Consider the following 23,545-nt stretch of genomic DNA (forward strand, 5'->3'; position numbering starts at 1 on the left):
GCTTATTGCTCGTCCGCTTTGTCTGCTGGCTTTTCGTCCGGCTCGGCATCGGCCGCGCGCGTGGCGTTGGCCTTGTCGATCAGCAAGGACATTTCCATGCCGCGCGAAGTCGAGCTGTCGTGCACGAAATGCAGCATCGGCAGGGTGTGGATGTGCAGGCGCTTGCCCAGCAAGCCACGGATGAAGCCAGACGCGGCCATCAAGCCTTCGGTGGTGTTCTTGATGGCTTCCTTGCTGTCTTTCAACATCGTGAAAAACACCTTGGCGTGCGCGTAGTCAGGGGTGATCTGCACTTCGGTGATGGTGATCATCGTACCGACGCGTGGGTCTTTCAACTCGTAGGCGACGATTTCAGCCAGATCGCGCTGGATCTGGTCGGCCACGCGCAAGCCGCGCGCTGGCATGGTTTTGCTATGTTTAGCCATGATTTTATGCTGTCCTAAGTGCCGCAGGGCGCATGAGTCAAACGGTTGCCCGTTGACCAATGCGCCCCACGTGTTTGCGCGGACATCACTATGTCCGCGCCAATACTGCTGTGATTACAGGGTACGAGCGATTTCCTGGACTTCGAACACTTCCAGGGTGTCGCCAACCTGAATGTCGTTGTAGTTCTTCAGCGACAGGCCGCACTCCAGACCGGCGCGAACTTCTTTCGCATCGTCCTTGAAGCGTTTCAGGGAATCGATTTCGCCGCTCCACACCACGATGTTGTTGCGCAACAGGCGGACGGAAGAAGCACGCTTGACCACGCCATCGGTGACCAGGCAACCGGCAATCGCGCCCACTTTCGAGACCAGGATAACCTGGCGGATCTCGACCTGGCCGATGACGGTTTCGCGTTTCTCTGGTGCCAACATGCCCGACAACGCCGATCTGATCTCGTCGATCGCATCGTAAATGATGTTGTAGTAGCGAATGTCCACGCCATTCGACTCGGCCAGCTTGCGTGCCTGGGCATCAGCACGGGCGTTGAAGCCGATGATGACCGCTTTCGAGGCGACTGCCAGGTTGACGTCCGATTCCGTGATGCCGCCGACAGCGGCGTGAACCACTTGTACGCGCACTTCGGAGGTCGACAGTTTCTGCAGCGAACCAACCAGCGCTTCTTGCGAACCTTGCACGTCGGTTTTGATGATCAGCGGCAAGTTTTTCACTTCGCCTTCGGCCATCTGGTCGAACATGTTTTCCAGTTTCGCAGCTTGCTGCTTGGCCAGTTTCACGTCGCGGAACTTACCTTGACGGAACAGACCGATTTCACGCGCCTTGCGCTCGTCCGCCATGACGACGACTTCTTCACCGGCAACCGGCACTTCCGTCAAGCCCTGGATTTCGACTGGAATCGAAGGACCCGCTTCAGCGATGGACTTGCCGTTCTCATCGAGCATGGCGCGAACACGGCCATACGAAGAGCCAGCCAGAATCACGTCGCCGCGTTTCAGGGTACCGGACTGCACCAGGATCGTCGCGACAGGACCACGGCCCTTGTCCAGACGCGCCTCGACAACCAGGCCGCGCGCAGGCGCATCGACCGGTGCCGTCAATTCCAGCACTTCGGCTTGCAACAGCACTTGTTCCAGCAGGTCGTCGATACCTTGACCCGTTTTGGCCGACACCGGCACGAATGGCGATTCGCCACCGTATTCTTCCGGCACGACTTGTTCAGCAACCAGTTCCTGCGTCACGCGGTCCACGTTGCCACCCGGTTTGTCGACCTTGTTGATCGCCACCACCAGCGGCACGCCGGCTGCTTTCGCATGGGCAATCGCTTCTTTCGTTTGCGGCATCACGCCATCGTCGGCGGCAACCACCAGAATGACGATGTCGGTTGCCTTGGCGCCACGGGCACGCATCGCGGTAAACGCTTCGTGGCCCGGGGTGTCGAGGAAGGTGATCATGCCGCGTGGCGTATCGACGTGGTAAGCGCCGATATGCTGCGTAATGCCACCCGCTTCGCCGGATGCCACTTTGGCGCGACGAATGTAATCGAGCAACGAGGTCTTGCCATGGTCGACGTGACCCATGACGGTGACCACCGGTGCGCGCGGCTTCGACTCGAAGTGCGCGTGCTCGCCCACATCGGCCAGCAACGCTTCGGGATCATCCTGCTCGGCGGCGAACGCCTTGTGGCCCATTTCTTCCACCAGAATCATGGCGGTTTCCTGGTCCAGCACCTGGTTGATCGTGCACATCTGGCCCAATTTCATCAAATGCTTGATGACTTCGGATGCCTTGACGGACATTTTGTGTGCCAATTCGGCCACGGTGATCGTTTCCGGTACGTGCACGTCTTTGACGACGGCTTCCGTAGGAGCCTGGAAGTTCGATTCACGGTCGTCATGATGCGTCGGGCGACGGCCCTTCGCGCCACCGCGCCAGCTGTCACGACCGCCCGGGCCGCTATTGCCGCGTGGCTTAGGACCACCGGTGGTGCCGCGTTTTTTCGCGTCATCGGACCAGGTGGACGACACATTGGCCGACTTGATGGATTTCTTGTCTGCAACAGCAGGCTTCTTGTCGCCCGGCTTGTCGCCAGGTTTCTTGTCAGCAGGCTTGTGCAAGGTGCCTTCCGGCGCCTTCGGCTTCACCGGAACCGGTACGGGTTCAGGTGCCTTGATGGCGCGGCGTGGCGCGTTCATCATGGCCTTGATCTGGGCAACTTCGTCGGCAACAGCCTTGCGTGCACGGTCAGTGGCTTCCGCTTTGTCAGCGGCTTCCTTGGCGGCAACAGCAGCGGCAGCGGCCTTCTTCTTCGCTTCTTCAGCGGCAGCAGCTTTTTTCGCTTCGGCAGCGGCGTCGTCAACGACAGGCGCAGCAGCGCTGGCGGCAGGCGCAGCAGCAGCCTTGGCAGCCGCTTTCTTCGCTTCCGCTTCAGCTTCTTTCTTCGCAGCCAATTCAGCCTGTTGCGTGGCTTTCGCCTGGGCTTCCTTTTCCGCGTCGAGTTTGGCCAAACGTTCTTGCTTTTCGCGCAGATCGGCTTCCTGGCGGGCGATCAGTTCAGCCTGTTTACGGGCGTCTTCTTCACGGCGCGCCACGTCGGCGGGATCGATCACCGGTGCGGCAGGCGCGACCGGTTCTGCTGCGACCGGCGCAGCTTCGTCACGCTGGACGAAAGTGCGCTTCTTGCGCACTTCCACCTGGATGGTGCGCGATTTGCCGGTGGCGTCAGCTTGCTTGATTTCAGTCGTTTCCTTGCGGGTCACGGTGATTTTTTTCTTTTCTGTGTCAGCCGCTGCGCCGTGTGTGCGGCGCAGATGATCCAAAAGCTTGTCCTTATCATCTTTCGACAATGGATCTGACGTCGAACTTTTCTCGACGCCGGCAGAACGCAGCTGCGTCAGCAGCAAATCTGCAGGCATCTTCAGTTCGGTGGCAAATTGGGCTACGTTGTTACTCGCCATTCAGTCCTCTTTTCTATGTGTCGCGGAGATGATAAAGATACTCAAATTAAGCCTTTGCGGATTCGGCCAGACTCCATGCCTTGGCTTGCAACGCCTTGGCACGATCGTCATATTTCGAGTCAACCAACTTCATCTCATCGTCGGTCACATCTTTAAATTCACTTGTAATCAGTTCACGCGCACGGTCCGCAGACAAGGCCAGGATTGCGCCAAATTCGTCGTATGCCAGTGCTGCAAATGCTTCAACGGTCTTGATACCAGCCAGACCCAGCTTGCCGGCGGTAATGCGGTCCATGCCTTCCAGACCTACCAACGCCTCGTCCATGCCTTCCAGACCCTCTTCCGAAGCAATCGCTTCGGTCACGAGCGCATCACGCGCACGGGTACGGAGTTCATTGACGGTATCTTCGTCAAACGATTCGATTTCCAGCATTTCGGAAATTGGCACGTAAGCGATTTCTTCCAGACTGGCGAAACCTTCTTCCACCAGAATATCGGCCACTTCCTGGTCGACATCGAGCTTTTCCATGAACAGGATGCGCACGGCAGCCGTTTCCTGGGCAGCTTTGTCAGCCGATTCTTCGGCCGTCATGATGTTGATCTTCCAGCCGGTCAGGTCCGAGGCCAGGCGCACGTTCTGGCCGGAACGGCCAATCGCGATTGCCAGGTTTTCTTCGTCCACGACGACATCCATCGCGTGTTTTTCTTCATCGACCATGATCGACGACACGTTCGCCGGCGCCAGGGCGCCGATGACGAACTGCGCCGGATCTTCCGACCACAGCACGATGTCGACACGTTCGCCACCGAGTTCGCCGGTGACAGCCTGCACGCGCGAACCGCGCATGCCGACGCAAGTACCGATCGGATCGATGCGCTTGTCGGCCGTGTAGACGGCGATCTTGGCGCGTACGCCGGCATCGCGGGCTGCGGATTTGATTTCCAGCATGCCTTGCTCGATTTCCGGCACTTCCAGCTCGAACAGCTTCATGATGAATTCTGGCGCGGTGCGCGACAGGATCACTTGCGGGCCGCGCATGTTGCGGTCGATGCGCAAGATGTATGCACGGACACGGTCGCCGATACGCAGATTTTCTTTCGGGATCATCTGATCGCGTGGCAGACGCGCTTCGATCTTGCCCGATTCGACGATGGCGTCGCCGCGTTCCATGCGCTTGATGGTGCCGGTGACGAGCGAATCGCCGCGTTCCAGGAAGTCGACCAGGATCTGCTCACGTTCGGCGTCACGCACGCGCTGCAGGACAACCTGTTTGGTATCCTGGGCGAAACGGCGGCCGAATTCAACGGATTCGATCGGTTCTTCGATGTGGTCATCGACTTCGATATCGGAAATCTGTTCTTTTGCCTCGAAATGCAGGATCTCCTGATCCGGCAATTGCAGGCCCGCTTCATCGGGCACCACGTGCCAGCGGCGGAACGATTCGAATTCGCCCGTTTCGCGGTCGATCGAAACGCGGATGTCTACCTCACCCTCATACCGTTTCTTCGTGGCTTGCGCCAACGCGAATTCGAGGGCGCCGAAGACGACATCTTTATCGACGTTTTTTTCGCGCGCCAGCGCGTCAACCAATAATAAAACTTCGCGGCTCATGCTTTGCGTCCCTTAAAAACCACCTGCGGCACCAAGCGTGCCTTATCCACATCGGCGAGCGTAAACTCCAACATCGCCGGACCATCCTTACCTTCAAATTCCAACGACAATTTATCGCCCACGGGTTCTTGCAAGATCCCCTGGAACGATTTCCGGTTGTTCGTACCCGGCATCGCCACAGTCAGCTTGACGATGATTTCCTGGCCTGCGAAACGGACAAAGTCTTCCAGCTTGCGCACCGGACGATCCAGACCCGGGGAAGAAATCTCGAGACGCTCGTAAGGAACGTTCTCTACCGTCAACACATGCGATAACTGGTGACTCACCGTGGCACAGTCTTCGACCGTGATCGGACCTTTTTCAGCGGCATCGGCGGCGCTGAAATCAATAAAGACGCGCAGCAGTCCGCGCTCGGCACGTTCGACATCAACGAGCTCATAGCCCAGACCTGTAACTGTCTTTTCAATTAATCCCAACTGCTGCAAGAAATTCTCCAGAAATAAGGCCCGTTTTCGGCATGACAGCACGACATTAAGCGCCGACAACATGCAAAAACACGCATTCAAGTCATATATGGCCCCTTGCGGAGCCATGACAAACGGTTCAACAAAAAAAAAATGGGCATCTGCCCATCTTCTTGTATTTCCCCAACCAGATAAGCACTCCCCACCAAACAACCCTGCGGAGAACTTTTATTAGGCTGCAGATTATAACCTCTTATTAACTTCGCCGCAATGCCGCACACAAGGAGCGGCCCGGCTTACAACAGTTACAAGAGCGCGCGCCCGCAGCAGATTATCGGGCGCGCAAGAAGAAATTCCCTGAATTAACCTTTGCTGCGACGGCGCGGCATGCCATCCATGCCACCACGATCCATGCCACCACGCGGCTGACCACCGGAACGCGCTTGCCCACCGGCGCCGCCCGCATTGCGGCGCGGACCCGTGTTGGCGAAGCCGAAAGCCGTTTGCAGCGGATCGGGCTGACGCGGACCACGCTGCGGCGCGCGGCCTTCAGCACCGGCAGGACGTCCCTGGCCCTGGCCTGCCGCACGCGGCGGACGGCCCTGGCCTTGCGGCGCACCTTCGAACGATGCCGACGAACGCGGCTGCCCACCCTGGAACGGACCTTGCGGCTGGCCACGGCCCGGACCACGCGCTTCGCCTGGACGACCGGCGCCACCTGGACGACCCTGGCCTTGCGGACGGGCAAACTGCCCCTGTGGCTGGCCACGGCGCGGCGCGACGGGGAACGGATCAGCGTTGCGGTTGCTCACATCGATGCGGTTGCCATTCGGCTCGTCATCGCGGCTGGCTTTGCGCGCTTCGCGGCCCTTGGCGGCACCAGCGGCACGGGGGTCGCCCGATGCCGGCATTTTCTTTTCGATGCCGTAGGCGGTCAGCAGGTCACGCACGGTGTTTTCATCCATCTCTTCCCAGCGGCCGCGTTTCAGGCCGCTCGGCAGGGTCATGGCGCCGTAGCGGGTACGGATCAGGCGCGAGACGGTCAGGCCGATGGCTTCAAACATGCGGCGCACTTCGCGGTTGCGGCCTTCGCCGATCACCACGCGGTACCACTTGTTGATACCCTCGCCGCCGCCATCGGCGATCTTGGAGAACTGTGCCAGGCCGTCTTCCAGCTCGACGCCGGCCAGCAGCTTCTGGCGCATGCCCTCTTCCAGCTCGCCCAGGGTACGCACGGCGTACTCGCGGTCGATGCCGTAGCGCGGGTGCATCAGGCGGTTGGCCAGATCACCGGACGTGGTAAACAGCAGCAAGCCTTCGGTATTGAAGTCGAGACGGCCAACGGCCAACCACTTGCCTGCCTTCATGGTCGGCAAGCGGTCAAACACGGATGGACGACCGTCAGGGTCATTATGGCTGACGATTTCGCCGGCTGGCTTGTGGTACACCAGCACGCGTGGCGGCTTCTTGCTGACGCGGCGCTGGATCAACTTGCCATTGATGCGCACGTGGTCGGTCGGCAGAATGCGCTGGCCGATGTGGGCTGGCTCGCCATTCACGGACACGCGGCCCGACATGATCAGGTCTTCCATGTCGCGGCGCGAACCGAGACCGGCTTCGGCCAGCACCTTGTGCAGCTTCGGCGCGTCGTCGTCGGACGTCAGGTCGCGGCGCACGGCCACTTTTTGCACGCGGCCCGTGCCGCCTTCTTCGCTGTCGAACGCGTCGGAGGTAACAAACGAGAACACAGCGTCAGCATCGCTGAGCTTACCGGGCGCAGCCTGGCGACCCTTGCCCTTTTTACGGCTCTTGCCGGCATTTTTGCCGGCGCCCGGCACGTCGTTGCGCGGACCGCGCGGCAGGCGCGGGCCGGACACGAGGTTGCCGTCGGCATCGAACACATCGGCGACAGGCGCGGCAGCTTGCTCTGCGGCAGGCGCTGCCGCAACGGCTTCGGCGGCCTGTGGCGCTTCGGCGCGCGGCGGCTGGCGCAGCGCGCGTTCCGCCTGCACGCCACGCATCTGGCGCGGACCGCGGGTCGGGCGCGCTTCGGCCGGTTTGTCAGCGACGACGTGCGGCGCCGTTTCAGCGACGGCGGCAGCGGCCTTGGCGGCGGCGCGGGCGCGCGGCGGACGCGGCGCCGCGGTGCTGGCAACTTCAGCAACCGCCTCGGCAGCCGCTTCTGCGGCGTCGGCCACAGCCTTCAGGGCTGGCTTGGCACGGGTTTTCTTGACGACTGGGGCAGCTTCGGCAGCAGAATCGCCAGCGGCAGCAGCGACGGGCGCGTCGGCGGCCACGTCGGCTTTGGTGCGGCGCTTCGGCTTGGCAACGACGCTGTCGCCAGCAGCGACAGCGTCCGTTGCCGCCACTGCGTCGGCTTCGATCTGGGCCTTGGTGCGGCGCTTGGGCTTGGCAACGATGGCTTCGTCGCTGGCAGTTACTGTCTCGGGTGTGTTCGGATTATTCATTCTTCGTTTCGTGGCTGTGCTGACCTGGCGCAGCGTCAACCGTTAGTTCTGGCGCAGGGTCGTGAGTGTAGGCTTCGTCCGTGGGCGAAGCATCGGGGCCGGTATCAAGGCTTGCTGTCACATCTACATCTGTCACAGCCGTATTGCTACCTGCACCAAGCTGGGGGACAAGCTCATTGCTTGCCTTGTCAAAATTTTCCTGCAGGGCCGCTTCCAGGGCTTCGAGCCCATTGCCCTGCATTTCACTGATTTGCTGCAAAGGCGGCAGCTGGGACAGCGAATGCAAACCCAGGTCATCTAAAAACTGTTTGGTGGTGGCCAGCAAGGCCGGCCGTCCCACCACGTCGCGGTAGCCGATGGCATCGACCCAGCCACGGTCTTCCAGCATCTTGATCGTCTGCGAATTGACGGCAACGCCGCGGATTTCCTCGATATCGCCGCGCGTCACCGGCTGGCGGTAGGCGATGATGGCCAGGGTTTCCAGGGTCGCCCGCGAATACTTGGGCGGCCGCTCGGGCGTCATGCGATCAAGATACATCTTCATTTCCGGGCGGCTTTGAAAGCGCCAGCCCGACGCCAGACTGACGATCTCGATGCCGCGCCCCTCCCACTCCTGCCGCAACTCTTCCAGCAATTGCTTGATCGTGTCGGCACCGACGCCGACACCACGCACGCGACCGTTCTCGTCCGCATCGACGAACAGCTTTTTCAGGCTGTGGATCGTCAGCGACTCACGAGCGCACAGCAACGCGGTTTCGAGGACTTTTTTAGCCTCAATTGTATTCATAGCAATTCTGTGCGGATGTGTGTTGCAATTCGTATGCAGAGAAAGAAATCAAAAACGTTCATTTCAACGTAACAGGTGGCAGACATCAATGATGACGCCGTGCTGGGTTACTAATTGAGGCTGTTTTTCCGACGCCTTGGCCTATGCGCGCAAAGCGGGACTGAAGCGGATGCAGTGAAAGTCCTGCCATCCATGGCGCTGGCCTTAAATAACCAGCAATGAAACGAACTCCGGAGCAGCTGCTTTTCCCGTGGCGAGCAAGCAGCCAGACAGGAGAGCGACAGTCGTTGTTTCATCCAACGATGCCAATTGTACCTGATAAAAAGCGGAAAAGCGCAAAACCGGGCAAAACACGCGTTTTACCCGGCCCTGGCGCGACATATCACCCGCACCCCGCGCATCACAGGGAGGCGAGTTTCTCCGAAAGAATGGCCGATGCACCCAGGAAAGCTGGGTACTGCGCCGTGATGACGAAGGTGGGTACTTGCGACACATAATTGGCAAAGCGGCCCTTGCGCTCGAAGCGGGCGCGGAAGCCAGAGCGGTCGAAACGCGCCCCCAGCCGTGGCACGATGCCGCCGCCGATATAAATACCGCCGAGCGCGCCCAGGGTCACGGCGACGTTGCCCGCCACCGTGCCGAGCATGCAGCAGAACGCCTCGATGACGTCGTCGCACAGCTGGGATTCGCCAGCCAGCGCGCGGCGCGTGATTTCCGCCGCCGTCAAGTCTTCGGCCGGCACGCCCGCGCGGTCGGCCAGGGCGCGGTAGATCAGTTCCAGGCCATCGCCGGAAATCAGGCGCTCGGCCGAGACGTGCTCGTATTCGCGCCAGGCGAATTGCAAAATGCTCACTTCCACTTCATTGAACGGCGCAAAGCTGACGTGGCCGCCTTCGCTTTGCAGGGCGATCCAGCCGCCGTGCGATGGAATCAGGCCCGACACGCCCAGACCCGTGCCGGCGCCGATCAGACCGATGGCCGTGTTCGGACGGGCCGTGCCCGCGCCCACCTGGTGCTTTTGCTCGCTCGACAGCTGCGGCAAGGCGCGCGCCAGGGCCGTGAAATCGTTGACCACGTCCAGGGTCGTGAAACCGCACTCTTCGCGCATGGCGCGGATCGAGAATGACCAGTGGTGATTCGTCATGCTGAGGAAATCGCCGTCGACCGGGTTGGCGATGGCGATCATGGCATGGCGCACGGCTTGCCCGCCGGCGGCAGCGATGTGCGGCAGGGCCAGGTAGGCTTGCAGGGCGGCGGACAGGCTCGGGTAATCGGCACAGGGCAACACTTCCACCAGGGTGATGTGGCCAGCGGCCACTTCCAGGGCGAAACGGGCATTGGTGCCGCCCACGTCGGCCAGCAGGCGCGGTCCATCGGCGAAGGCGGAAGTCGGCAGTACGGAAGAAGACGAAGCGCTCATGATTTTAAATGATGAAGTGGGACGCATGGGACGCCAAGCTTAAAGGATGAATGCGCCCGGAGGCAAGCAAAGTTTGTAGTTTAAGTACATCAAAACAAGCCTTTATTGGTAGTTCCACTCCAAATGCAACAGGCAGCGCCAAAATTGCTTAGAAATAATGTTTTATAGTAAGCACTTGCACTCAGCAGGCACGCGAAAAGCATGCTGCACAGCAGCAGGAATCGCCTTGAAAGCAGAGTATGCCGGAGTTTGCGCAAAGCCGCTTTGTATGCAGCGGCGCAGGTGCGGCGCTGCCATCCCTGCGGCCCGGCGACGGTGTTTTCGTATTATTACTACCGGTTTTTACTGCGGGTTTTTACCGCCAACCTGGCGCGCAGGATGCAGCGCGGATCAGGACGGCAAGCCTTCGCCCAGCAGGCTGGCGGGAGCCGGCTGGTCCGAGCGATAGGCGGCATTCCACGCGTCCAGGCCGCCATGCAGGGGCTTGGCGCGGTGAAAGCCGTGCTGGTGCAGCAGCTTGGCCACTTGCGCAGCCGTCACGTCGTTGGGACAGCTGCAATACACGATGATGTGGCGGTCCTTGTCCATGGCGATCATGGCGGGCACCGGTTCCTTGCCGTTGAAGAACAGGGCGCCCGGCACGGCCGGTTCCAGCGCTTGCGCCGTGGCGCTGCGCGCGTCGACCATCAGCGGCTCCTCGCCCTGTTCGATCAGGTCCAGCAATTCATCGATGCCGATGCGCTCGATCTGCAAGGCTTGGCGGAAACGCCGGCGCTCGAGGAACTTATACAGCAGGAACAAGCCCAGCAAGGTGGCCAGCATCAGCAAGGCCGTGCTGCCCATGGTGCTGAGCAAGTCGAGCACCTGCTGCACGCTGGAATGAAAAATCACGCCGACGACGATGCCCGTGCCGCTCCACAGCAAGGCGCCCAGGCCCGCATACAGGAAGAACAGGCCTGGCGGCGTGCCCAGCGCGCCGGACATGGGCGCGGCCACGGTATTGAAGCCAGGCACGAACTTGGAAACGATCAGGGCTTTCGGCCCCCAGCGCTTGAATTTGTCTTCCGTCTGGCTGACGCAGTAATCGGGCGACAGAGAGATGCGGCACAGCAGGCGCAGGATACGCTTGCCGAAATGCCGGCCCGCGCGGAACCACGTGAAGTCGCTGATCAGGCAAGCGCCCAGCGCGGCGGCCAGCACCAGTCCCCCATTCATGTCGCCATCGACCGCCAGCGCCCCCGCCACCACGAGGATGGGAAAGGCGGGAATCGGCAAGCCGAGCTGCTCCACCAGCACGATGCCAAAGACAATCAGGACACCGTAATGTTCGAGCAGGTAAATGAGGTTGGGCATGGGCGCTATCTTACCGTAAAAAGCCCCTCACAATTGCACGCCCTTCGGTATGGCGCTCAACAAGGTGCGCGTGTATGGATGCACGGGATTGCGGTACAGCTCATCCGAATCGGCCAGTTCCACCACTTGCCCCTTGTGCATCACCATCACCTGGTCGGCGATGTATTTCACCACGGACAAATCGTGCGAAATAAAGATGTAGGACAAGCCGAATTCATCCTGCAAATCCTGCAACAGGTTCAATACCTGCGCCTGCACCGACACGTCGAGCGCCGACACGGACTCGTCGCAGACCAGGATTTCCGGCTGCATGGTCAGGCAGCGGGCAATCGCAATGCGCTGGCGCTGGCCGCCGGAAAACTCGTGCGGATAGCGGTGGAAAGCCTGCTCCGGCAATCCCACCTTGTCGAGCAGCCAGTAGGCCTTGGCGATGCGTTCCTGGTCGTTCGCGCCGATCTTGTGAATACGCATCGGTTCGAGCAGAATCTGCCCCACCGTAAAGCGGGGATTCAAGGAAGCGTAGGGATTCTGGAAGATGATCTGGATGCGGCGTTTATACGGCAAATACTCTTTGTTCGGCATGGCAATCAGATCCTTGCCATGGAACAGGGCCGTGCCGCCCGTCGCCTGGTGCAACCGCAGCAGGGTCAGGCCCACCGTCGTCTTGCCGGAACCGGATTCGCCCACCACGCCCAGTGTTTTTCCGCGTGGCAAAGTGAATGACACATCCTTGACGGCCTGGAATTCGCGTTTGCCGAACAGGCCTGCACGCGTGTAAAAGCTTTTACTCAGATTATTCACCACCAGCACCGGTTCATCGCCCGGCGTGTAGCCGCGCGTGCGCTGTTTCACCTCGACGCCGGGGCCAGCCTTGCCCTCCATAAAGTCGGCAATCACTGGCAGGCGCCATGGGCGCTCGTCCAGCGAGGGCCGGCAATGGAGTAATGCTTTGGTGTACGGGTCTTGGGGGGTGTCGAACACTTGCCGCACTTCCCCCGTCTCGCGCACTTCACCGTGGCGCATGACGATCACCTGGTCGGCAATTTCTCCCACCAGGCCCAGGTCGTGGGTAATGAAGAGCACGGACATCTGATGTTTCTTTTGCAGCGCCGCGATCAAGTCCATGATCTGCTTCTGGATCGTCACGTCGAGCGCCGTCGTCGGTTCGTCGGCGATCAGCAGCTTCGGTTCGCAGGCAATCGCCATGGCGATCATCACGCGCTGCTGCTGGCCGCCCGACATCTGGCTCGGGTAGGCGTCGATCTTGGTGGCGGGATCGGGAATGCCCACTTCGTCGAGCAGCGCCAGCGTGCGCGCGCGCGCCTGCTTGCGGTTCATGCCCATGTGCTGGCGCAACACTTCGGCGATCTGGAACCCCACCGTGAACACCGGGTTCAGCGACGACATCGGCTCCTGGAAGATCATCGAGATATCCTTGCCGCACATGGTGCGTCGCTCGGCAATCGACAATTTGAGCAGGTCGCGCCCGCCAAAGTGGATGCTGGACGCGGGATCGATGATGGTGTTATCTGGCGGCAACAAGCCCATCACGGCCAGCGAGCTGACGGACTTGCCGCTGCCCGATTCGCCCACCAGGGCGACGGTGCTGTTGCGCGGCACGTTGAACGAGATGCCCTTGACGGCCTCGAACGTGGTCTTCTTGTCCAGGCGGAAGGTGACGCGCAGGTCGCGCACTTCCAACAGGTTATTCTGGTCCATGAGCAACTCCTATTTCACTTTGGGGTCGAGCGCATCGCGCAAGGCATCGGTAAACAGCGAGAACGCCGTCACCAGCACGGCCATCGCCGTGGCGGCAGCTGTCAGCTGCCACCATTTGCCCAGGATCAGTTCATTTTGTGCCTCGTTGAGCATGCTGCCCCACGAGACGGTACCCACCGGCACGCCAAAGCCGAGGAAGCTGAGAATCACTTCCGCCTTGATGAAGCCCACCACCAAGATCGACATTTGCACCAGCGCCACGTGGCTGACGTTGGGGAAGATGTGGGAAAACATCTTGCGCCAGTGCGAGGCGCCAATCGCGTCGGCCGCCATCACGTATTCGCGCGCCTTGTGCTTGATGTATTCGGCGCGGATCAGACGGTAAGGCCCCGTCCAGCCAGTCAGCCCCAGGATCAGCACGATGGTCAGCACGCCCTTTTGCTGCAGCACGGCCGCCACCGTCAGTATCATCAGGATCGAGGGTATCGACGTGAAAATGCTGTAGAACCAATTGAAGAAGTCATCGACGACGCCGCCGAAGTAGCCGGACACGGCGCCAAACAGCGTGCCCAGCACGACAGCCAGCAAGGCTGCCACCAGGCCCACCACGATCGACGTTTCGCCGCCCTTGATGGTTTTCTGGATAATGTCGTGTCCCCACTTGTCGGCGCCGAACGGCAAGGTTGCCGCCTTGTGCGTGACGAGTTTCTTGGCCTTGCCCATGCCGGCGCGCAAGGCCGTCAAGTCGTCGGCCAGCGGGTCGGTGACGCCGTACATGTCCACGCCAGCGGACGGATCGCTTTTCAACTCGGCGCGCAGTTCGGCGATATCGTCGGCCAAGGGGTCGAGCACGTTGACGGGGGTGGGCGCGCTGCGCTCGTCGGGCACGTGAATCGCGCCATCACCGGCAGCATCCGCATCGACGCCCACGAACGTGGGCGGCGCATAGCTGACGGCCACTTCGTCTTCCCAGTTCGCCGCCACCAGGCCGCTGGCGGACGCCAGCACCAGCAGGAAAAATGCGCCGACCACAGCCAGCGATACCATTGCAATCTTGTCGCCGCGCAAACGGCGCCACGCCAGGGCCCACAGGCCGGGCGATGTATGAGGTTTCGACATCGTCTCTTTCTACTTCAGTTGTACGCGAGGATCGACCGCCTGGTACAGCAGGTCGGTGAGCAGGTTGAAGAGCATGGTGGCGGCGGCGACATACACGGTGATCGCCTTGATCACCGGAAAGTCGCTGCGCTCGACCGCCAGGATCACTTCGCGCCCGATGCCGGGGATGCCGAAAAAGCGTTCCAGCAGGAAAGCGCCGATCAGCAGGGCCGGCAAGTTCGACATCACATAGGTAATGATGGGAATGCCGGCGTTGCGCAGCACGTGCACCCACATGATGCGGCCTTCCTTCAAGCCCTTGGCGCGCGCCGTGCGCACGTAATCCTGGTTGGCCTCGTCCAGCACGAAGGTGCGGAACAGGCGCAGGGTCGGCGCAATCGACACGGCCAGGCCGATCAAAATGGGCAAGGTCGAATAGCGCAGCAGATTTTCCCAGAAGCTGTCGCCCCAGCCCTGCACGGGGAACAGGCCCAGCTTGTAGGCAAAGCCGTACTGGAAGACGATGATGTAGACGAGGATGGAAATCGACATGCCCACCGTGCAGGCGATCATGACGGCGCGGTCCGTCAGCGAGCCGCGCACGAAGGCGATGGCCAGCGCCAGCGCCACGCCAAAAAACGTTTCCAGTACGGTCAGCGGGATCAAGACCATCATCGACGGGCCCAGGCGCGACGTAATGATGTGCGATACGGATTCCCCCGTGGCCCAGCTCTGGCCGAAGTCAAAGGTGACGATCTGCTTGATGAAGATCCACAGCTGCACGTAGTACGGCTGGTCGACACCGAGCTGGCGGCGGATATTGGCGATGCTTTCCGCACTCGACATCTTGCCGGCCAGGATATAGGCGGGGTCTCCGCCCACCCAGTTAAACAGGATAAACACCAGCAGGACGACGCCCAGCATGGTGGGCAGCATCTGCCACAAGCGGCGCAGGATATAAGCAAACATAATGATTCCTTGTCGTTATAAGCTGCGCTTATTTAGCAGCAGGGGCCGGAGTAGCCACCGGCGCACCCGTGCTGTCGATATCCATATACGCCCACTCCTGGAACAGGATCGGGTGCTTTTTGTAGCCGAGCACCGACTTTTGCGCCAGCATGTTGCGGTAGCGCGCATAGCCGATCAGGGCGCCCGCATTGACTTCCAGGCGGCGCGCCATCTTGTGGAACAGTTCATCGCGCTCGGGGCTGGCAGGCATGGCCTGGCTGGCCGCGTACCACTTGTCGTACTCGGGATCCTGATAGCAGCCGTTGTTGTTCTGGTGCGTGTTCGGGCCGTAGAACAGCTGCATGAAGTTGTCGCCGTCCGGATAGTCGGCCAGCCATGGCGCCGTGCGCGTCTGCATCTTGCACTGCTTTTCCGTTTTTAAAATATCGGAAAAGATCATGCGGTCGTTTTCCATGCGGATGCCCAGCGAGTTATACGTCTTGCGCCACATTTCCGCTTGCAGCACGCCATTGGCTTCGTTGCGCGAAGCGTAGCGGATCAGCAGCGGCTTGCCGTCCGGCAAGGTGCGCCAGCCATCGGCGCCCTTCTTGTAGCCGAATTTATCCAGCAATTTGTTTGCCAGCACGGGATCGTATTGCAGCAGGGATTTGTAATGCGGATCGTAACCGACGACACCGGGCGGTATCGGATAGTCGAGGCGCTTGGCCTGGCCATTCCAGATGATGCGGATTTCTTCGTCGATATTGTGCGCCATGGCAATGGCGCGGCGCAGGGCGATCTTTTCCTTGCTGAAGCCACCGAGGGTGGGGTCTTCCATATTCCAGTAGTAATAGCTGATTTCCGGGTCCAGCAGGCGCGACAGTTGCACGCCCTTCTCCGCCAGCTCGGGACGCAGCTTGCCGTTCAGCAGCGCTTTCGGCGCCAGCGGGCCGTCGAGCCAGAACACGTCCGTGCCACCGCTCTGGAAAGACAGCCAGCGCGACTGGTCTTCGATCATCACGGAAATTTCGATGCGGTCGATGGCGGGAATGCGCTTGCCTTGCATCTGGCGCACGATGCGCTGGTCGTCCGGGTCGTCGCCGGCCATGAAATTCCACGTCTCGGGCAAGTGCTGCGGATTGCGATTGAGGACGATGCGGTTGCCGCGCGTCCATTCCCCCAGGGTGTAATAGGCGGTGCCGACGGGATTCGAGCCCACTTCGCCCTTCACGTCGCCGTACTTGTCCACCACTTCGCGCGCCACGGCGGCCGTCGGCACGTAGGCGAGGATCATGGGGAAGTTGAAATCGGTCTTGGTCAGCGTGATGCGCAAGGTGTACGGGTCGAGGATCTCCAGGCCGGCCACCTTCTTGCTGAAGTCCAGCTTGTTCGACTTGGCCGCATCCTTGGCCAGGTCGTCCAGTCCCACCACCTTGCCTTCGAACAGCCAGCTATGCGGCGACGCAAGGCGCGGGTCGAACAAGCGCTTCCACGAATAGACGTAGTCGGCCATCGTCAGTTCGCGGCGCTTGCCGCCAAACGCGGCGTCGGGCGTAAACAGGATGCCCTTTTTCAGACGGATGGTATAGGTCTTGCCATCAGCCGACACTTCCGGCATGGCGGCCGCGGCGCCGGGCACCACCTTGACGGGGCGCGCCAGGTAATCATAGGTGTACAGCGTGTCGAAGATGGCCTGCGTGATGTGATTCGAATACAGGTCGCGCGATGTGGCCGGATCAAACCCCGTCTCGGCGGCCGGCAAGATATAGCGCAAGGTCTTCACCGGCGCGGCGGCGGCGGCAGGGGTGGCATCCGCAGCAACGGCAGTGGCCGCCAGCGGCAGGGTGGCCAGGCAGGCGAGCAGCGCCACGCGCCGCATCCATGGTGACTTCATGTAATACCCTTCATCTCGATTATCTGTCGCACCGTATTGGTGCGCTTGTACTGGCTTCCCCCTGGGATACAGGATTCCACCGCCAAAACCAGTCCATCCTCGCAAGATCTATGCCTTGTTAGCAGCCATCTCGACTGTCTGAAAAACGCGTAACGATAACGCATATTTTGCTGCGTGGGCAGAAAGCCGCAGCACCGGCGCCATCGCGTCCGCTCCGGTCAGCCTGATTTGCTGCATCGCAATATTCGCATGCCACCGCTATTGGCGGCGGCAGCAAAACGGCAAAAGCAAGGCCGGCCGCAGGATGCTGCCTTGCAACGCAACATCGGATATTTGCGTCGCGTCAATGCCGCACGCACGCTAGCTGCTGTTGTCCTGCGCTAGCGCAAATCATGCATGCACAGTGACTGCTACAACCGCAACAGGCGCCCTTTCGCCATTTTCAACAACACCTTTGCCACAGGAGTGTTTCAATGAAGATCAATACGCGTCCGCGCTCCCCCTTACGCCTGTTGTGTGCGGCGCTGCTCGCAACCCAGGCGACCGCCACGCTGGGGCAAAACACGGGCGATCCAGCAGAGCCCGCCATGCAGCGCGTCGAGGTCACCGGTTCCTCCATCAAGCGCCTCGTCGCGGAAACGGCGACGCCGCTGTCCATCTTCAAGGCCGAGGATTTCGCCAGGCAAGGCTTGACGACGGCCCAGGAAGTGCTGGGCAAGATCCCCTCGAATGCGTCGAGCATGGGCAGCGGCAATGCCGTCGGCGGCAATACCAGCGGCTTGCCCACGGGCGGCCAGGCCAGCGCCGACTTGCGCGGCCTGGGCGGCGACAAGACGCTGGTGCTGCTCAACGGCCGGCGTATCGCCAACCATCCGTATGACGGCGCCAGCGTCGACCTGAACATCATTCCCATCGCCGCCCTGGAACGTGTCGAAGTGCTGCGCGACGGCGCCTCGGCCATCTACGGCACGGACGCCATCGGCGGCGTCATCAATTTCATCACGAAGCGCTCCGTCAACATCACGAATATCACCGCCGAAGTCGTCGCCCCCCAGCACAAGGGCGGCGACGAGCACCGCCTTAACCTGTCCACAGGTTTTGGCAGGCTCGACACGGATGGCTACAATATTTTTGGCGTGCTCGACTATCACACGCAAGAGGTGCTGACCTCGCAAGACCGCGCCTTTTCCAGGACCGGCGTCATTCCCGAACGGGGCATGACCGTGGCCAAGGGTACAAGCGGCACTACTTTCCCCGGCAACTACTTTGATGCGGCCGCAGATGGCGGCAAGGGCCTGGCCGGCAATCCCTATGCGGCCACAGGCTGCCGGCCGCCGCTGTCCATCCCGTCCGGGAGCGGCACTTGCCGCCAGGATTACACGCGCCAGATCGATGACTTGCCGCAACAGGAGCAAGTGGCCTTCTTCGGCAAGGGCGCCTTCAAGCTGGGCGGCGGCCACCTGGCCACGGTGGAATATCTGCATGCGGAAAACAAGGTGAAAGCACGCACGGCGCCGCCACCGCAAACAGGCTTGATCCTGCCCGGCACCAGCCCATACTATCCGGGCAATGCGGGCGGCGTGCCGGCCCAGCCCGGCTTGTCGGGCCAGCCCCTGAGCGTCAACTGGCGTCCCGTCGAGGCAGGCCAGCGGCAAATCGATTCCACTGGCAAGGCCGACCGCCTGGTGCTGGCCCTCGAAGGCGAGCTGGCGGGCTGGGATTACAAGACGGGGCTGAGCCATGCGATCAGCAAGTCGTCGGAAAAATTCACGAACGGCTATGTGCAGGATGCGGGTTTTGCCGCTGGCGTGCTGAACGGCATACTGAACCCGTTTGGCGTGCAGGATGCGGCCGGCAAGGCTTACCTCGACAGCACGGCCCTGCGCGGCGAAGTGCAGAACGCCAAGGTCACCACCACGGGCTTCGACCTCAAGGGCAGCCGCGATCTGATGCAGCTGGCCGGCGGCCCGCTGGCGCTCGCGCTTGGTGGCGAAGTGCGACACGAAAAGGCCGGCTTCAACGTCAACCGCGACATCGCCGGCCAGGCTGCCAGTTCCGGCTTGTCCGGCTCGCTCTCGAAGAGCGGCTCGCGCACCATCCAGGCCGTCTTCGGCGAAGTCAACTTGCCACTGATCAAAGACCTGGAAGTACAGCTGGCCGCCCGTTTCGACCATTACAGCGATGTGGGTAGCACCACCAATCCCAAACTGGCCCTGCGCTACCAGGCCAGCAGCGCGCTGGTGCTGCGCGGCTCGGCCAGCACGGGCTTCCGCGCTCCCACCCTGTTTGAAAAGAATGCGCCGCCGTCGAAGAACGATACCAACAACAGCTATGACGACCCGATTTTGTGCCCCGGTGGCGTGCCGCAGCCGGGCGCCAATCCCCTGCGCGATTGCGACTTGCAGCAATTCAAACTGCAAGGCGGCAATGAAAAGCTGAAGCCGGAAAAATCCACCACGTTTGCCTTCGGTCTGGTGCTCGAACCGGTCAAGGAAGTCACTGTTGCCATCGATTACTGGAACATCCATTTGAAGGACAAGATTTCATCCTTGCCCGAGCAATCGATCTTCGGTAACTACGCACGATACAAGGCCTTGTTCCTGCGCAATCCCGACGGTTCGCCGTATGCGATTCTCGACATGAACGACAACCTCGGTGAAGTAAAAACCGACGGCATCGACGTGAGCCTGAATGCGCGCCTGGGACGCGGCGCCTACGGCGATTTCAGCGTGTCGCTCGATGGCACGTGGACCCATCAATATGACTACCAGAACGAACGCGGTGGCGAATTCATCGCCAACGTGGGCCGCTATGCGGACAACAACCCGGTGTTCCGCTGGAAACATACGGCGACGCTGAACTGGCGCAAAGGAAACTGGGGCGCCACCCTGTCGCAGTCATTCAAATCCGGCTACACGGACCAGAACCTGGTCGCGCCGCAGTACCAGCACGATGTGCCATCGTACAGCCTGCTTGGCGTGTCGGGCAGCTATGCGTGGAAAAGCTGGCTGCTGACGGCCGGCGTGAAAAACCTGCTGGACAAGGAGCCGCCCTTCTCGAACCAGGGCACCCTGTTCCAGAAAGGCTATGAACCGCGCTACACGGATCCAGTCGGGCGCGCCTGGTACCTGCGCGGAGGCTATACGTTTTAAGGGGGGGGGGTGCGGAAAATCTGGCATCGCTGGCAAGCATTTGCCAGGCATGCGGAGAACGACGCCAGCAGCGATGCTGTGCGCCGTTTTATTTTACGCATCTGAGCACGCCTGACAAGGGTTCACGATACTTTATTACTGAAGGATTATAAAAAAAACAGGAAAATGTTGCATTTCATCCAAAAAGTCCGCACGAAATTGACAATCTGAATCGTGAATGTTTTGATGAGGGCCCTGAAAATTTACAGAATTTTCATTGGTAAATTTTGAAATAAACAAATAAATTGCTAGCAGACAACAAGTTATCTCAAAATAAATGCCATCTTTATCACAATACCAAGGAATTTCGATGATGATAGAAAATGTAATGTCGCGGTCGCTGCGCCTGATGTTTGCTGGCGGCATGGCCTTGAGCATGCACGCTGCGTATGCGCAAGAAACAACAGATGGCACCATGCAACGTGTGGAAGTTACGGGTTCGAGCATCAAGCGCATCGCTTCCGAAGCATCGCTGCCGGTGCAGTCGTTCAACCAGAAAGACATCAAGAAAACCGGCGTCACCACGGTGACCGATTTCATCCAGCAAATTCCTGCGATGCAAGGCTTCTCCGTGGCCGCCGATTCGGTGGGCGGTGGTGGTGGTGGCGTCACCACGGCTTCGATCCACGATATCGGCGCTGCCTACACGCTGGTGCTGCTGAACGGCCGCCGCGTGGCGCCATCCAATTCCGGCACCACCATCGACCTGAACTCGATCCCCCTGTCGGCCATCGAGCGCGTGGAAGTGCTGACCGACGGCGCCTCGGCACTGTATGGCGCCGACGCCATCGCCGGCGTGGTCAACTTCATCCTGAAAAAAGGTGCGGCGCCGCTGGAAATCAACGCCAAGTACTCGCGTCCTGAAGAAAAAGGCGGCGCCAGCAATTCCATTTCGATCAGCAAGGGCTTTGGCGACATCGACGAAGACGGCTACAGCATTTTCGTGTCGGCCAGCCATGACGAACAAAAATCGCTGAAAGCATCGCAGCGCAGCTTCGCGAAAAGCGGCATCATCAATTTCAACGATCCGAAGACCGGCAAGGCGCTGCAATTCATCAACGGTTCCTCGCGTTCGGCACCGGGCAATGCTGCTGTCGATTACAACCGTACCGACCCGGTAACGGGTCAGGTGGTCATCAATCCGAAGACCAACGAGCCTTTCGTCGATACCGTCAACCTGAACCCGTATGCACTGGCCCATGGCGGCAAGTGCGCCGCCAGCAACATGGATTTCTATGGCGACGGCAATTGCTATTTCGATTCGCCATCGACCATCGAAATCAATCCTGAATCGAAGCGCGACGCCATCTTCAGCTCGGGTACCGTCAAACTGGGCAAAACCGGCTTCCAGGGTTTCTATGACCTTGCTTACACAGAAGCGCGCGTCATCGCCAGCATTGCACCGTACCCGGCCGATTTCTCCGTCGATGTCGGCTCGCCGCTGTTCAACAAGTACCTGGCGCCGAACCTGACGCCGGCGCAATTGGCCAACGCCACGGGCGCCGTCGCCAAGTACCGCCTGTCGGAAATGGGCAACCGCGTCTACGACTATGGCACCAAAGCCACCCATATCGTCGCCGGCGTCGACGGCAATGCATTCGGCTGGGACATCAATTCCGCCGTAACCTACTCGAAAAACAAGCAGACGCAGACCTACGTCAGCGGTTTCCCGCTGGCCGACAAGTTCGACGCGCAAATCGCCGCCGGCAATATCGACCCGTTCGCCTATCCTGTCGGCGCCATGCCGGACGCCATGCGCCAGGCATTGATGGGCACCGGTTTCAGCGGCACCTACAACACGCAAACCGTGGAAATGAAGGGCATCGATGGCCGCGCTTCGCGTCCCGTGTTCTCGCTGCCAGGCGGCACCGCCATGCTGGGCGTGGGCGCCGACTACCGCAACACGTCGTACAAGGTGCAGCAGGCGGACGTCGCCAAGCAGGCGCAAATCCTGTTTGACAATGCGCAAGTCGACAGCGAATACGCACGCGACAATGCTGGCGCGTATGCCGAACTGATGCTGCCGATTTCGAAAAAACTGGAAATGACCGGCTCGCTGCGTTATGACCAGATCGGCGCCATCGATAACAAGCTGACGGGCAAGACGGTAGGCAAGAAAGAAAACGCCACCACCTGGAAAATCAGCGGCAAGTATTCCGCGACCAAGAGCCTGATGTTCCGCGCCGCTGCCGGCACGGGCTTCCGCGCCGCCAGCATGCAGGAAATCGCCGGCCCGCTGGAAGACTTTGGCGTCACGGGTGGTAACTACCAATGCCCGCTGACGGCAGCGAACGGCATGGGCGGCCATCCGCTGGCCAGCTATTGCGAAGGCGTGGGACGCCAGCAGTTCGAAGCCGTTCAAATCGGCAATCCTGAGCTGAAGCCGGAAACGTCGAAGCAATGGAGCATCGGCACCGTGTTCGAACCGATCGACAGCCTGTCGATGTCGTTCGACCTGTGGAACGTGCAGATCAACGACCAGGCGACTGTCGTTCCCGAAGGCTTGATCTTCAACAATCCAGCCAAGTACGCCGACCGCTACACCCTCAAGCACATCGGCTCGACGGGCAAAGACGTGCTGGCCATCAAACTGCTGCCAATCAACATCGGCAAAGTGGAAAACCGCGGTATCGACTACGACTTCACCCACAAGATGAAGCTGCTGGACGGCCGCCTGACGAGCCGCCTGATGGGTACCTACCTGCTGCGTTCGCGCTACACGACGCCGGGCACCAATGATCAATGGGAAACCAGCCTGAATCGTTACGGTTCGAACGACAAAGTCAGCTTCCGCAACATCATCCGCGCCACCAGCACGTACGAGACGGCCAAGTTCACGCATACGCTGAGCGCCAGCTACCGCAATGGCTACACGGACAAGGAACAGACGGCCGACGATTGCGCCGTGATCGTCGCCGGCAGCCCTGGCGAATGCTATGGCATCCAACTGGAAGTGCCGAGCTACACCACCTTCGACTTCCAGACGGCTTACCGTCCACTGAAGAATGTGGAAGTCACGGCTGGCATCCTGAACCTGTTCGACCGCGATCCGCCGTTCACCCTGCGTAACACGGGTTCGCATCAAGTGGGCTACAACCCCTCGTACTCGAGCGCCCTGGGCCGTCAGTTCTACCTGAGCGGTTCCTACAAGTTCTAAGCTCACCGTGAGCTGAAAACTGAAAAAGCCCGGAAA

Annotated in this window: 14 protein-coding genes; 2 read left to right on the plus strand and 12 right to left on the minus strand. The window is 60.4% G+C overall.

Annotated elements, in window-relative coordinates; genetic code table 11:
• Window positions 1-2: 2 nt before the first annotated feature.
• The 12 genes from rbfA to ACQ4WL_RS19285 all read right to left on the minus strand — a co-directional run bounded on the left by rbfA (window position 3) and on the right by ACQ4WL_RS19285 (window position 17,161).
• Complete coding sequence (gene rbfA / locus ACQ4WL_RS19230) at window positions 3-425, minus strand: 30S ribosome-binding factor RbfA (protein WP_034782531.1); 423 nt, start codon at window positions 423-425, stop codon at window positions 3-5.
• A 114-nt stretch (window positions 426-539) separates the two neighbouring features.
• A complete protein-coding gene (gene infB, locus ACQ4WL_RS19235) occupies window positions 540-3,398 on the minus strand; it encodes a translation initiation factor IF-2 (RefSeq protein ID WP_436511186.1) in 2,859 nt (952 codons plus the stop codon).
• Between the two features lie 46 nt (window positions 3,399-3,444).
• Window positions 3,445-5,010, minus strand: a complete 1,566-nt coding sequence (gene nusA / locus ACQ4WL_RS19240; RefSeq protein ID WP_071079176.1) for a transcription termination factor NusA — start codon at window positions 5,008-5,010, stop codon at window positions 3,445-3,447.
• Complete coding sequence (gene rimP, locus ACQ4WL_RS19245; protein WP_034760462.1) at window positions 5,007-5,495, minus strand: ribosome maturation factor RimP; 489 nt, start codon at window positions 5,493-5,495, stop codon at window positions 5,007-5,009. The genes nusA and rimP overlap by 4 nt, the downstream gene beginning before the upstream one ends.
• Before the next feature lie 341 nt (window positions 5,496-5,836).
• Window positions 5,837-7,942, minus strand: a complete 2,106-nt coding sequence (gene rluB / locus ACQ4WL_RS19250; RefSeq protein WP_436511187.1) for a 23S rRNA pseudouridine(2605) synthase RluB — start codon at window positions 7,940-7,942, stop codon at window positions 5,837-5,839.
• Entirely contained in the window at window positions 7,935-8,729 is a 795-nt protein-coding gene (gene scpB, locus ACQ4WL_RS19255; RefSeq protein WP_436511188.1) for an SMC-Scp complex subunit ScpB, read from the minus strand. The genes rluB and scpB overlap by 8 nt, the downstream gene beginning before the upstream one ends.
• A gap of 400 nt (window positions 8,730-9,129) precedes the next feature.
• On the minus strand, window positions 9,130-10,149 hold the full coding sequence (locus ACQ4WL_RS19260) for a glucokinase (protein ID WP_436511292.1): 1,020 nt from the start codon (window positions 10,147-10,149) through the stop codon (window positions 9,130-9,132).
• Window positions 10,150-10,539: 390 nt separating this feature from the next.
• Window positions 10,540-11,502 (minus strand): VTT domain-containing protein, encoded by a 963-nt coding sequence (locus ACQ4WL_RS19265; protein WP_436511189.1) that lies wholly within the window; start codon window positions 11,500-11,502, stop codon window positions 10,540-10,542.
• 27 nt (window positions 11,503-11,529) lie between these two features.
• Entirely contained in the window at window positions 11,530-13,221 is a 1,692-nt protein-coding gene (locus ACQ4WL_RS19270; RefSeq protein WP_436511190.1) for an ABC transporter ATP-binding protein, read from the minus strand.
• A 9-nt stretch (window positions 13,222-13,230) separates the two neighbouring features.
• A complete protein-coding gene (locus ACQ4WL_RS19275; protein ID WP_436511191.1) occupies window positions 13,231-14,340 on the minus strand; it encodes an ABC transporter permease in 1,110 nt (369 codons plus the stop codon).
• Window positions 14,341-14,349: 9 nt separating this feature from the next.
• Window positions 14,350-15,288 (minus strand): ABC transporter permease, encoded by a 939-nt coding sequence (locus ACQ4WL_RS19280; RefSeq protein WP_034782513.1) that lies wholly within the window; start codon window positions 15,286-15,288, stop codon window positions 14,350-14,352.
• Window positions 15,289-15,316: 28 nt separating this feature from the next.
• Complete coding sequence (locus tag ACQ4WL_RS19285; RefSeq protein ID WP_436511192.1) at window positions 15,317-17,161, minus strand: ABC transporter substrate-binding protein; 1,845 nt, start codon at window positions 17,159-17,161, stop codon at window positions 15,317-15,319.
• A 473-nt stretch (window positions 17,162-17,634) separates the two neighbouring features.
• Between ACQ4WL_RS19285 and ACQ4WL_RS19290 the strand changes: the two genes are divergently transcribed.
• Both ACQ4WL_RS19290 and ACQ4WL_RS19295 read left to right on the plus strand, forming a co-directional pair.
• Window positions 17,635-20,313 (plus strand): TonB-dependent receptor, encoded by a 2,679-nt coding sequence (locus ACQ4WL_RS19290; protein WP_436511193.1) that lies wholly within the window; start codon window positions 17,635-17,637, stop codon window positions 20,311-20,313.
• A gap of 349 nt (window positions 20,314-20,662) precedes the next feature.
• Window positions 20,663-23,509 carry a TonB-dependent receptor gene (locus tag ACQ4WL_RS19295; protein WP_436511194.1) on the plus strand — a complete coding sequence of 949 codons (2,847 nt, stop codon included), beginning with the start codon at window positions 20,663-20,665 and terminating at the stop codon, window positions 23,507-23,509.
• The last annotated feature ends 36 nt before the right edge of the window (window positions 23,510-23,545 follow it).

It is taken from the genome of Janthinobacterium kochi, assembly GCF_051380715.1.
Classification (GTDB): Bacteria; Pseudomonadota; Gammaproteobacteria; order Burkholderiales; family Burkholderiaceae_D; genus Janthinobacterium.

Bases quoted from the DNA above. Each gene is read 5' to 3' on its own strand.
- rbfA (WP_034782531.1), bottom strand. From the start codon at position 425: ATGGCTAAACATAGCAAAACCATGCCAGCGCGCGGCTTGCGCGTGGCC.
- infB (WP_436511186.1), bottom strand. From the start codon at position 3,398: ATGGCGAGTAACAACGTAGCCCAATTTGCCACCGAACTGAAGATGCCT.
- nusA (WP_071079176.1), bottom strand. From the start codon at position 5,010: ATGAGCCGCGAAGTTTTATTATTGGTTGACGCGCTGGCGCGCGAAAAA.
- rluB (WP_436511187.1), bottom strand. From the start codon at position 7,942: ATGAATAATCCGAACACACCCGAGACAGTAACTGCCAGCGACGAAGCC.
- scpB (WP_436511188.1), bottom strand. From the start codon at position 8,729: ATGAATACAATTGAGGCTAAAAAAGTCCTCGAAACCGCGTTGCTGTGC.
- ACQ4WL_RS19260 (WP_436511292.1), bottom strand. From the start codon at position 10,149: ATGAGCGCTTCGTCTTCTTCCGTACTGCCGACTTCCGCCTTCGCCGAT.
- ACQ4WL_RS19265 (WP_436511189.1), bottom strand. From the start codon at position 11,502: ATGCCCAACCTCATTTACCTGCTCGAACATTACGGTGTCCTGATTGTC.
- ACQ4WL_RS19270 (WP_436511190.1), bottom strand. From the start codon at position 13,221: ATGGACCAGAATAACCTGTTGGAAGTGCGCGACCTGCGCGTCACCTTC.
- ACQ4WL_RS19275 (WP_436511191.1), bottom strand. From the start codon at position 14,340: ATGTCGAAACCTCATACATCGCCCGGCCTGTGGGCCCTGGCGTGGCGC.
- ACQ4WL_RS19280 (WP_034782513.1), bottom strand. From the start codon at position 15,288: ATGTTTGCTTATATCCTGCGCCGCTTGTGGCAGATGCTGCCCACCATG.
- ACQ4WL_RS19285 (WP_436511192.1), bottom strand. From the start codon at position 17,161: ATGAAGTCACCATGGATGCGGCGCGTGGCGCTGCTCGCCTGCCTGGCC.
- ACQ4WL_RS19290 (WP_436511193.1), top strand. From the start codon at position 17,635: ATGAAGATCAATACGCGTCCGCGCTCCCCCTTACGCCTGTTGTGTGCG.
- ACQ4WL_RS19295 (WP_436511194.1), top strand. From the start codon at position 20,663: ATGATGATAGAAAATGTAATGTCGCGGTCGCTGCGCCTGATGTTTGCT.